Source organism: Humibacter sp. (assembly GCF_051954055.1).
Lineage (GTDB): Bacteria > Actinomycetota > Actinomycetes > Actinomycetales > Microbacteriaceae > Humibacter.
The window spans coordinates 79,341-91,353 of sequence record NZ_JBQCIE010000112.1 but is presented as its reverse complement, the minus strand read 5'-3'; the positions used below and the strand labels follow the sequence as shown (position 1 = coordinate 91,353).

The window sequence follows — 12,013 nt, the reverse complement described above, 5'->3', positions numbered from 1 at the left end:
CCCAGCGCGACGATCCCCATCGGTACGCCGCTTCCCCGCATCCCGGCCGCCACGGAGCGCACCGTGCCGTCGCCGCCTGCCGCGAGCACCAGATCCACCCCTTCGTCGAGCACTCGGCGGGTGAGGCCCTGTCCCGCGTCGTCGACCGTGGTCTCCAGCCAGACCGGATCCGCCCAGTCGGCGTCCTTCCGCGCTGAGCGCAGGCCGGACTCCACCGCGGCGCGCAACGCCCTCTGGTCGGCCTTCGTCGGGTTGTAGACGATGGCGACACGGCGAAGCCGGGTGCTCTCTGAGGCATCCGCATCACCGGGAGCGCCCGCTGTCAGACCGGCGGACGCGGGATCGGATGCTGCTGCGACCGGATCGCTCACCCTCACCACGCTACCGACTACTGCTGATGGGCGGGCTGAAGCGTACGGCTCCCGGGCGCCGAAGCTCCCGATTGCGCCTTGCGGAGCGATTCCCTTTCCCGTATTAATTAACCCGCAGGCTGAATAAAATACTGAAACGTGCTCGAGGAGGAGTAGTCGCATGAAGAGTCTCGTGGCGGCCATAGTCGCAGGCATCTTGAGCGCGGGAATTTCACTGGCGCCCACGACCGCGATGAGCGCGGTGCACGGCCCGGCCGCCGTTGCCGCATCGGGTTCGCCTGTGCCTCATCAGGAACGCGCGGTCACGTTCACTGACACGCACCAGGTGCTCCACGGCAATCCGTATACGGGCACAGCCTTCGACATCAACAGCCCCAAGCCGGCGACAAGCCAGGGTTACACGTTCACCACTGACCCGGCGATCACTGACTTCATCGAAGGGCGCAAACGCATCCCGGACGACGCGGATATCGTTCGCGTGCAGATCGCCTGGGCCGACTTTGAGCCTGGGCCGAACAAGTTCTCGTGGCACCGCTTCGACGAATTCATGAAGCGAATCAATCAACAGGGCAAGACGGCGGAGATCCAGCTGCTGATGTCCGACGCGCCCGATGTGAAGAACGACCCCGGCGTCTTCCCCTATCAGTACCCGCCGGCCTGGTTGTTCGATGTCGAAAAGGCCCCTTACCGGCTAGCGCAGTACAACGGAAAGTACTACTCGAAGCAGCCGCTGTACTACAGCCCCATCTACTTGAACGCCCTGTCGAAGGCGGTGCACGCGTTCGCCAAGCGCTATGACAGCAACAAGGGAATCGCGTGGGTCGATCTGCGCGCGTTCTCGCTCTTCGGCGAGTGGTCTGGCTGGAACGACGCACTCAACTTCCCATGGCCAGACAACGCCACGCGCACGAAGACGCTCCACACGATCCTCGGGATCTACAGCAGCGCCTTCCGGAAGACGATGGTGATGATGGAGAACCCGGGCGCCAACGTCGATCCGAACGATCCGGATGCCAACACGCAGGCCAAGCGGTTCACCGCCTACGGATACGACGTGGCCGCAGCGAACAAGAACTGGGGCTTCCGTTCGGACACCGTGAACAGTGCGTTCCCGTGGATGCAGTACGACACGAGCGGCGAAACGTCGTACATCAACCGTTTGGAACGACGGGACCACGTCCAAGTGTCGGAGGGCTCCACGTGGAACAGCAGCGTCATGCTGAACAACCCGCGTCTGGTCGTGAAGAACGCGATCGAGGCGTACCACTCGAACCTCCAAGGGATCAACAACACGAGCTTCGTGGACTGGGACGCCATGAAGAAGGCATATGGGGAATGGTTCACCACCCTCGCCCGCTACTCGGGATACCGATTCCTCATGCAGCGTGCCACTTATACCGACACCGTGCGGCCGGGAGGCACACTCGACCTGTCCCAGACCTGGACGAACAACGGGGCCGGGTTCAGCCCGAAGAAGTATCCGATCAAGGTGTACCTCCTCGACCAGTCGAGCGGGCGGGTCGTGTGGAGCGGGACGGACTCCTCGGTAGATGAGACAACCTGGTTCAAGGGCGATGCCGACCAGGTGCGTTCGTCGTTCACGCTGCCGCACTCCGTGCGCCCTGGCTCGTACACGCTGGCACTGGCCATGGTCGATTCGACTGGCGAACCCAGGATCGAGCTCGCCATGCCGAATGGGAAGGACAAGATATACCCAATCGGACCAGTCACGGTGACGGGATCCGCTCCCACTGCGCAAGCTCAGGCAGCGCGAGCCCAGTTCCGGATCGAGAATGAGGACTACACCGCGGCACAGGGTGCCTACGGCGTGGAGCCGCCGGCCGAGGGTGGTTTCGGTGCCCTTTACATGGGCAACTCGGGGGACTGGGCGGAGTACAACAACGTGACTGTCCCTGAGACAGGCACGTATCGGGCCGAGTTCAGGGTTTCAGCCTCCCGAGGAGACCACTTCCGCGTACTGGTGGACGGCAAGGACGCGACGGGATCGATCGGCACTCCCGACACCGGCGGGTACAACGTGTACGGCACCATCGAACGCGAGATCCCGCTGACGGCGGGTCGGCACACGATCCGGATCGTCCGTGACGACGGCAACTGGTTCTTCATGAACTGGATGCGATTCACGCTCGCCAACCCTGATGAGTTCACGATTCAGGCGGAGTCGGCGACGGATCAGAGCGGCACATGGCTGAACGCACTTGACGACGTGGATGACGACGGAACTCCGGGTGTCTCCGTCATCGACTCGGGTGACTGGCTGAGCTACGACAATGTCGATGTCGCGCAGAGCGCGACCTATCTGATGCAGTTCCGGTACTCGACCACCAATAGCGATCCCCTTTCCTTTCGCCTCGAGGTGGACGGCAAGGACGCAACCGGACCGTTGTCACTGGACCCGACCGGTGGAGTGACGACGATGAAGACCGCAAACTTCTTCGTGCCGCTCGCTGCGGGCAAGCACACGTTCAAGGTCGTATGGATCACGGCGGACTCGAACATCGTCTGGAACTGGATGCGATTCGACCGCCAAGGCGATTACCACGAGACCATCGCGGCAGGCGATTACAACATGCAGTGGAACCTGGCCAAGGAATACAGCTGGGACGGGCCTGACACCGGCGTGGTAGCGGGCACGTACCACGACGACGGCAAGACGGTCACCGCCGTGGGAAGCATCGACCAGCAGGACTACCTGCGGTACGAGAACATCTACGTTCCATACACCGGGTACTACAAGCTCGACCTGCGCGTCGCGTCAGACCAGCCGCAGCAGCTTCAGTTCGACGTCGACGGCGACGCCACCACGGTGAACGTGCCGGACACGGGTGGCGACGGGCACTTCGAGAACATCTCCACCCCGGTAGAGATGACCGCAGGCATCCACAACCTGCGTTTCATCGGGGAGAGCGCCCGCACAAAAGCCGGAGTGCTCTTCGAGGACTTCGGTCTCACGGCAACCACCGATGTGCTGAAGGCGGTCAGTGCCTCCGGCCCGACCTCGATGGCGGTGGGCGACACGGGCAAGCTCACAGCGACGGCGATCAGCATGGACGGCTCGCACAAGACCGTCACGGATTCAGTGACGTACTCGTCGTCCGACACATCGGTGGCGACCGTTGACTCGGACGGAACCGTGACCGCGAAGGGGTGGGGGACGGCGGCGCTGTCCGTGGAGCTGAACGGCCTCACGTCGAGCATCACGGTCACGGTCACGGACCCGAACGTCACGCTCACGACGGTCAACGACACAGATCCGGGAATCACGTACTCGGGCAGCTGGGGCACGGATACCCACCGTGGCTTCGGCGACTTCGATGATGACGTGCATTACTCGACCGTTGCGGGGGACTATGCCGAGTACACCTTCACAGGCACCGGCATTGCGTTCCTCACGGAGCGGTATACCGATATGGGCAGTGTGGACATCGCGATCGACGGCGTGAAGAAGGCGACCATCAACTGCTTCGGCTCGCCCAGAACGGCGCAGCAGCCCGTGTTCGTCGTCCGAGATCTCGCGCCAGGCACCCACACGATCCGGGTCACGAACGACGACACCTACGCCAGCGACGGTCGCATCGCGATCGTGGATGCCTTCATCGTGCAGCAACCGAAGGTGTCATAAGAGACGAGTGCGGCCGCACTGGCGAAGGTCCATCGCCGGCACGGTCGCACTGGGTTGTCAGTCGAGGCGGCCGGGCCACTTCGAGGGGTGCACATCGGCGCTCGGCAGGCTGGTTCCGCTGGCCGCCACCGCGTGAAGGAGTTCGCGGACGGTCGTGGCGGCGTACCCGACCGCGCCCGTGATCGATGCCCGCTCGCGGAGCGCGGAGCGAATGATGGGTGGTGCCGGCCTCGCAATGCAAAGCGTCTCGACGCGACGCCGGAGTGGCTCCAGGAACACTTCACCGGCTCGAACGTTGCCGCCTCCGATCACCACGAGTTCGGGATCCACGGTGAGCACAAGAGCAGCCACGCCGATGGCCAGATCCTCGCTGAAGCGGCGAACGGCCGCCAGTGCAGAGGCGCTTCCCCTGGCGGCTGCGGCGAATACCGCTTCGCGGTCGACCACCGACCCGTCCTCGAGCTGCACCGCGTGTAGATGCTTCTGCGCCGTTTCCCAGCCGACTTCGTGGATCGCCCCGATCTCACCGGCCGCGCCGTTCGACCCGCGGAACAAGGAGCCGTTGATGACAAGCCCGCTACCGGTCCGGTTGCCGGAGTGAATGTAGACGAGATCTGAGACATCCACCGCGCTGCCCTTCCACGCCTCGGCGAATGCGGCGAGGTTGGAATCGTTCTCTACGACGATCTCGCAGTCGAAATCGGCACCGAGAACCTCTTTGGCATTGACCCCTGCCCAACCCTCGGCGCCGCGGGTGATCACGTCGTTGTAGACGACGGCGGGGACCGCGACTCCGATGGCCCACACCGAAGATCTTTCACGGTCATTGGCGGAGAGCAGGCTGTCTGCGAGCCGCACGGCCGATGCCAGCACTTCGAGTGGGCCGTCTTCCTCCGTCGCGGTCGCCTCCGCATCGGCGATGAGTTCGCCGTTGAGATCGGCGAGCTCTGCTCGCACAGAGTGCCGCCCGATGTCGATGCCGAGCACGACGGCTGCCTCGGCCTTGAACCGATAACGGGTGGCGGGTCGGCCGGCTCCGACCGGAGCCGATGGATCGACGGGAACAACCCATCCGAGCTGCACGAGGTTTGAGATCAGAGAGTCGGTCGACGTCTTGGAGAGGCCTGTCGCCTTGGCAGTGGCTGGAATGGTGCGGGCTTGTTCCCGGATGGCTTCGATGACCGCCAGTGTGTTCAGGCGACGTAGTCGCGATTGATCGCCGGCGTTGTGCAGCAGCGTCTGCCCGCGATCGAGGAGGACGTTCATGGGTTCACCCTACGAGAAATAATTAAAACAGAAACTGTGTATATAATCTCTCCACGGGCACCGGTGCCCGCTCAAGATCATCGAAGATCACGGAAGATTGGGACCTCCCATGCGCAAGCCCAAAGTAGCCGCGGCCGTCGCGGCGGCCCTCACGGTCACACTCGCCCTCACAGGCTGCGGGACCAGGATGCAGTCAACCAGCGACAGCACTGCTTCGAAGACGCCCATCGTCTACTGGAGCGCCTGGGCCTCTGGCACGCCGCAGGCGAAGCTGTTCGGCAGCATCATCAAGGACTACCAGGCGAAGACCGGGCAGAAGGTCGACGTGCAGTGGCTCGGCAATGCCGAAGAGAATCAGGTGAAGAACGCTATAGCCACGGGCTCGGGCCCCGACATCTATGACTCGGCGATCGACCACACACCGGAGTTCCGTCAGGCGGGTGCGCTCGGCAACATGTCGGCTATCTTCAACACAGACATCCCCGGCGAGAACAAGACCATCAAGCAGGTTCTGCCCGCGAGCGTGCTGAAGGCGATCTCTGACGACAAGGGCTATGGATTCGTGCCGCACACGGTCTTCTCCGAGGGACTCTGGTACGACGCCACGGTCGACCCGGGATTCGCGACCAAGCCGCCGAAGACGTTCGACGACTTCCTCGCCCTTGCGCAGAAGCAGAAGCAGGAGACCGGCAAGCAGCCGATCGCGCTGGACGGAACGGTGGACTCGTACAACGCGTTCTGGATCTTCCAGCTCATGCTCGCAACAGGCGGGCCGGGAACCTTGGGGAGCCTCTCGAAGAGCGCTTCGGCCTGGGACAAGCCGGCAGTTCGCGATGCTGCTGTCGAACTCCAGAAACTGGTCTCCGCCAACCTCTTCGAGCCGGACTACATGGCGACCAAGTACCCGGCCGCTCAGAACGCGTGGGCGCAGGGTGCCCACCTGTACAACCTGAACGGCACCTGGCTGGCCAGCGAGACCGCGCCGGCGAAGAGCGCGACGCAGAAGCCCATGGTGATGGCCTTCCCGCCCACTACCGCAGGCAAGGCCAGCGTGGTCACCGTCGGCGCTCTGGGCTGGGCGGCCAACCCGAAGTCGAAGAAGCAGGCGCAGATCGCGCAGTTCCTCGCGTTCGCCATGCAGAAGAAGTACGACGACCGCATCGCGACCGATGCGGGCAACATCCCTTCGCGCACGGACTCTCCGGCTCCCGCCTCGTTGGCTGGGATCAAGAAGAGCATCGACACGACGAAGACGATCAGCTACGACTTCGACGGAGTAGCGACCAGCGCCCCGCAGTGGTGGACCGATGTCTTCATGCCGCTGGACGACAAGTTCATCGCCGGTTCGTTGACCGTGGATGAGTTCCTCTCTCAGGGCAAGGCGCAGACGGCCGCGCTCTTGAAGCAGTAAGCATCCCTCATGACCATCGCACGCAACTCGCCTGCCGCGGAGGCCGGGAGTCTCCTCAGCGCCGAGGCGCCGGGATCATCCCTTCAGGACCGATCCCGGCCCTCGGGCCGAGGGCGTGTCGGCGGTGCCCTCCAGCGGGAACGGCGACGGATGTACCTCCCGCTGCTCCTGCCGGCGCTCATCGTCTACATCATGTTGTTCATCTGCCCTGCGCTGTTCGGCATGGCACTGAGCTTCTCGTCCTGGGCAGGGTTGGGATCGCCCTTCGAATGGGTCGGCATCAAGAACTACGCCAAGATGTTCTCGAGCCCGGTGTTCCTGTCGTCGTTCTGGAACACGCTCGTCCTGACAGCTGTCGTCGGCATCGCGATCTTCCTTATCGCGTGCGGAGCAATGATCGTGCTGCGCACGACGAAGGGGCACAGCTTCATCCGCTCAGCCGTCTTCGTGCCGTTCATCATCTCGCCGATCGCCATCGGCCTGTCGGTGTCGTTCCTGTTCAACCCACAAGGACTGATCAACACGGCCCTCGGCGCGCTGGGCTTGGGCGGGCTGCAGCGCCCGTGGCTGGCACCGGACGACATCCTTCAGGTGATCATGGTCGGACTGACCTGGAGCGCGGCTGGATTCTACGTCGTGCTGCTCATGTCGGCTGTTGACGGCATCCCCGCCAGCTTCTACGAAGCGGCACAGATCGAGGGTGCGAACCTTCTTCAGCAGTTCCGGAACATCACGCTTCCACTGACGCGGGACATGATCTCGGTGGCCGCCGTGCTGTGGGTCATCGCGGGCATCAAGACGTTCGAGATCATCATCGCGTTCACCGGCACCGCGGGAGATCCGCCACTGCAGGCCCGCTCTCTTGCCGTGGAGCAGTATCTGCGTGTCACCGGCGGTCACGGCGGGGGCATTCCGCAACTGGGATCGGCGGCCGCCATCGGCGTGGTGATGACCGCCATCACGATCATCCTGATCCTGCTCTCCCGTCGGATCTCCCGCCGCGAACCCCTGGAGATGTGACATGGATGCTGCGATCAAACCGGGCCGGCCATCGCTCTCTTCGGCACTCAGTACGTTCGTGTCTTTCGCGCTGAAGGCGTCTCTGTGGCTATGGGTGGCGATCAACATCGCAATGCTGGTCTGGATCTTCTTCAACTCGGTGAAGTCATCTAGGGACATCTTCGCCGATCCCATCGGGCTGCCGACCGTCTGGCACTGGGACAACTTCTGGAGAGCCCTCAGCACCTCCGGCCTCGGCGTCGCCGCGCTCAACACAGTGCTGCTGGTCGTGGTGTCGGTGGCGGTGATCATGGCGCTGAGCGTGCCAGCAGCATACGCGCTCGCCCGGCTCGGCGGCCGATCCTCCGGACCGATCATCTCGCTGTTCTCCGCAGGGATGAGCGTTCCCTTCCAGGCGTTCGCCGTGCCGATGGTGCTCATCAGCGTCGGGCTCTCCCAGTTCATGGTCGAATGGGTCACCGGGGCCTGGGATCCGAGAATCACGGTGGCGCTCTTCTATGTGGCACTGAGTCTGCCGTTCAGCGTCTTCGTGCTCGTGGGTTACTTCAGGTCGCTGCCGTCCGAACTCGAAGAAGCCAGCGCCCTCGACGGCGCCGGGCCGTTCCGGACGTTCCTCAGCGTCATGGTCCCGCTGGCGAGATCCGGCATCACCACGGTCACCGTGCTGAATGTGCTCGGGCTGTGGAACGAGACGATGATCGTGCTCCTGCTGGTTCCCAACCAGGGCATGCAGACGCTCAACGTCGCCCTGCTGAACTTCTACTCCGACATGCAGTACACGTCCGATTGGGGCGGGCTGTTCGCCGGCATCGTCATCGTCATCGCTCCGATGGTCCTGCTCTACTTCTGGGTCGGACGTCGCGTCGTCAGCGGGATGACCGAGGGCATCGGCAAGTGACGTGTTCGGCTCCTCTGCTTCACATCTGAAAGGAACACACACTCGATGAATCAGACAGTCGGTCTCATCGGTGCAGGCGGCATCGCCAACGCCCATCTCCCTGCCTGGCTGGACCTGGGGTTCGACGTGCAGGTCTACTCGGTCGCCGACGATGCACCTGACCTCGTTCGGAGACACGGCGGCGGCAGGGTCGTAGGCGAACTGGACGTGCTCTTGCGAAGCGTCGACGTCGTCGACATCTGCGCACCGACTCAGGTTCACTCCTCCCTCGCGCTCGCCGCGTTGGAGCGCAGGCTCCCCACGGTCTGTGAGAAGCCGCTGGCACGGACCCTCGTGGAGGCCGAGTTGCTCGCCGACAGCTTCGCCCGGGCGGACGTTCCCCTGTTCCCGGCGCACGTCGTGCGCTACTTCCCGGACTATCTGGCTCTTCGGAACGCTGTAGCATCCGGGGCGATCGGCAAGATCGCCGTGCAACGCTTCACCCGCCAGGGCCAGAGTCCGAAGAACGGGTGGTATCTCGACGCGGCGCAATCGGGAGGGGTGCTTCTGGACCTCATGATTCACGACATCGACATCGCGCGATGGCTGGCCGGTGACGTCACGCGGGTATTCGCTCGCACGCGCTCACACAAGGGCAACGAGAGCACGCAGGCGTTCCTCACCCACGCATCCGGGGCGATCTCGCAACTGACCGCGATCTGGACGACCGCGCCGATCGAATTCCGGACTCAATTCGACGTGTCAGGATCCAGCGGAACGCTGCGCTCCGACTCGGCCGCCCGGCCCGGCTACACCCATGTCGGCCTGCCGGCGGCGGCAGAGGACATCCTTCCCAGCTTCGATGCGGCAACGAGCCCGTACCGAGAGGAGCTCTCGGACTTCGTGCGCTCGATCGCTGACGGGAGCGCGACCCGCGTGACGGCACGAGACGGTGTCGAAGCCATCCGAATCGCGGAGGCGATCGCGCTGTCCGCCGCCTCGGAACAGGCTGTCGAACTCGTCAACGATCAGGAAGAGGTATCAGCGGCATGAAGATCGCCGTCCTATCCCTAGCCCATCCGCATGCGTTCGAGTACATCGCGGCACTCAAGCAGCATTCAGAGGTCGAACTCGTCGCCACCGATCCGGACGGCGTCGACAGCGACGCCCAGCCGCGCGGCGCTCGGCTCGCGAAGTCGCTGGGGATTCCTTACCTCGACACCTACGAGGATGTCTGGGCATGGCATCCCGACGCGGTCATCGTCTGCGCGGAGAACGTGCGCCATCGCGACCTCGTCGTGCGCGCTGCCGAGGAACGGGTCCACGTACTGTGTGAGAAGCCGCTGGCGACGACTATCGACGACGCGGCGGCTATTCTTGCGGCGGCGCAGCGCTCGGGAGTCATCCTCATGACCGCGCTTCCGGTGCGATTCTCGACCGCATACACGCAACTGCGCGACGCCGTTCAACGCGGCGAACTGGGGGACATCGTCTCGGTCAACGCGACGAACTGCGGCAGCATCCCGACTGCGCGATCGTGGTTCACCGACCCTGCTCTGAGCGGCGGAGGCGCCGTTACGGATCACGTGGTGCACGCGGCCGACCTGATCGCCGACCTGCTTCGCGAGTCACCGGCGAACGTCTACGCCGTCGCCAACGACATCCCAGGACGGCATGAGGGCCTTGTAGAGACAGCGGGGCTCATCTCACTGCGTTACCCCAGTGGAGTGATCGCATCGATCGACTGTTCGTGGTCACGGCCGGCCGGCTCGGCCGATGTCGGCGACCTTGTGACGCTCTCCGTCGTCGGCACATCAGGTGCGGCGGAGGTGCTCCCATTCGCGTCGATCATCGAGGGATGGAGCGACGGCGGTCCCATCACCTACAGCTACGGAGAGTCGCTCGACGAACGCCTCATCAGCACATTCGTCGAAGCCATCGCTCACCGGGATCACACTGCTCAGCCAGACGGACGCGCCGGTTTCGACGGCGTCGCACTCATCGATGCCGCATATCGATCGGTCGCGACCCGCGTGAGCTCGGAACTGCGGACCCTGCCGACCTGATGCCTCGATCAGAACCTACTTCGGCGTCTGCAAAGCAGCTCACCGCTGCCGCGACAAGCTCTGACGATGCAGCGTGGTTCATGCACGACCGATTCGGCATGTTCATCCATTGGGGCCTGTATTCGCTGGGTGCGCGACACGAGTGGCTGATGAGCCGCGAGCGGATGTCTGTGGCCGATTACGAGCGTTACGTCGCGGTCTTCGATCCGGACCTGTTCGATGCCCGTGGGTGGGCGCAGGCCGCAAAGACGGCTGGGATGCGGTACGTGGTGCTGACGACGAAGCATCACGACGGGTTCTGCCTGTGGGACTCCGCATTGACGGACTACACAGTGATGCACACGCCGTTCGGCAGAGACGTCGTGGCCGAGTTCGTCGACGCCGTACGCGAAGCGGGGCTCAAGGTCGGCTTCTATCATTCGCTGCTCGACTGGCATCATCCAGACTTCACTGTCGACGGGCACCACCCTTTGCGGGACGAGTCGTCGGTCGTCGCGTTCGGCGAGGGCCGTGACATGGGCCGCTACCGTCGGCACCTGCACGGGCAGGTGCGCGAACTCCTCACCCGGTATGGGCGTGTCGACTATGTGTTCTTCGACTTCTCGTATGGCGAAGGCGCCGTGCCGCCGGTCTGGGGTGGGAAGGACGCTGACGACTGGGGCGCTGACGCACTGCTCGCCATGGTGCGCGAATTGCAGCCGGGGATCCTCGTCAATGACCGGCTGGGGATTCCGGGGGACTTCGTGACCCCTGAGCAATATCAGCCCGACCGTCCTATGGAGGTCGAGGGGCAGGCGGTGGTCTGGGAGGTGTGCCAGACGCTCAACGGCAGCTGGGGATACGACCGCGACAACACGGGGTACAAGTCGCCTGACCTGCTCGTGCGGATGCTTGTCGACGGGGTCTCCAAGAACGGCAACCTGCTGTTGAACGTCGGACCGAACGGGCGCGGTGCATTCGACGCGAACGCGACCGATTCTCTTGCCGGCCTTGGTGAGTGGATGCGATTGCACGCGCGTTCCATCTATGGCGCCGGAGCGAGCACCTTCACGCCGCCCAGCGATGTGCGCTACACACAGCGCGGCGATCGGCTCTACGCGCACCTGTTCGCCTGGCCGTTCGAGACTCTCCACCTGCCGGGGCTCGCGGGCAAGGTCACCTATGCGCAACTCCTCAACGACGGCAGCGAGATCGCCATGCGCGTCATCGCCCCGGACACGGCCGCCCAGAATCTCACTCAGGGCGGACAGCCGGAAGGGACCCTCACCCTCGCGCTGCCCGTGGCACGACCGAATGTCGCCGTGCCAGTCATCGAGCTGTTCCTGCGCTGAGCGCGGTTGCGCTCCAGCGCGCCCATAG

9 protein-coding genes are annotated in these 12,013 nt (G+C 64.0%); 7 read left to right on the top strand and 2 right to left on the bottom strand.

What is annotated here, in order from left to right:
* Positions 1-371 (bottom strand): diacylglycerol/lipid kinase family protein (locus ACTHNC_RS15115; RefSeq protein WP_440295443.1); only part of this gene is annotated, 371 nt, incomplete at its 3' end.
* A gap of 160 nt (positions 372-531) precedes the next feature.
* Here ACTHNC_RS15115 and ACTHNC_RS15110 point away from each other — a divergent pair.
* On the top strand, positions 532-4,014 hold the full coding sequence (locus ACTHNC_RS15110) for a carbohydrate-binding protein (RefSeq protein ID WP_440295442.1): 3,483 nt from the start codon (positions 532-534) through the stop codon (positions 4,012-4,014).
* Between the two features lie 57 nt (positions 4,015-4,071).
* Here the strand turns inward: ACTHNC_RS15110 and ACTHNC_RS15105 are convergent, their stop codons facing one another.
* Positions 4,072-5,280 carry an ROK family transcriptional regulator gene (locus ACTHNC_RS15105; protein ID WP_440295441.1) on the bottom strand — a complete coding sequence of 403 codons (1,209 nt, stop codon included), beginning with the start codon at positions 5,278-5,280 and terminating at the stop codon, positions 4,072-4,074.
* 109 nt (positions 5,281-5,389) lie between these two features.
* Here ACTHNC_RS15105 and ACTHNC_RS15100 point away from each other — a divergent pair, with 109 nt between their 5' ends.
* From ACTHNC_RS15100 to ACTHNC_RS15075, 6 genes are read left to right on the top strand one after another with little or no spacing between them, the layout of a single operon-like run.
* Positions 5,390-6,691, top strand: coding sequence for an ABC transporter substrate-binding protein (locus ACTHNC_RS15100; RefSeq protein ID WP_440295440.1), 1,302 nt, complete (start codon positions 5,390-5,392; stop codon positions 6,689-6,691).
* A gap of 9 nt (positions 6,692-6,700) precedes the next feature.
* A complete protein-coding gene (locus ACTHNC_RS15095; RefSeq protein WP_440295439.1) occupies positions 6,701-7,711 on the top strand; it encodes a carbohydrate ABC transporter permease in 1,011 nt (336 codons plus the stop codon).
* A 58-nt stretch (positions 7,712-7,769) separates the two neighbouring features.
* Positions 7,770-8,609, top strand: a complete 840-nt coding sequence (locus tag ACTHNC_RS15090) for a carbohydrate ABC transporter permease (protein ID WP_440295438.1) — start codon at positions 7,770-7,772, stop codon at positions 8,607-8,609.
* Positions 8,610-8,654: 45 nt separating this feature from the next.
* Positions 8,655-9,641 carry a Gfo/Idh/MocA family protein gene (locus ACTHNC_RS15085; protein ID WP_440295437.1) on the top strand — a complete coding sequence of 329 codons (987 nt, stop codon included), beginning with the start codon at positions 8,655-8,657 and terminating at the stop codon, positions 9,639-9,641.
* On the top strand, positions 9,638-10,654 hold the full coding sequence (locus ACTHNC_RS15080; RefSeq protein ID WP_440295436.1) for a Gfo/Idh/MocA family protein: 1,017 nt from the start codon (positions 9,638-9,640) through the stop codon (positions 10,652-10,654). Before ACTHNC_RS15085 ends, ACTHNC_RS15080 begins: the two co-directional genes overlap by 4 nt.
* Positions 10,654-11,985 (top strand): alpha-L-fucosidase, encoded by a 1,332-nt coding sequence (locus tag ACTHNC_RS15075; RefSeq protein ID WP_440295435.1) that lies wholly within the window; start codon positions 10,654-10,656, stop codon positions 11,983-11,985. The genes ACTHNC_RS15080 and ACTHNC_RS15075 overlap by 1 nt, the downstream gene beginning before the upstream one ends.
* The last annotated feature ends 28 nt before the right edge of the window (positions 11,986-12,013 follow it).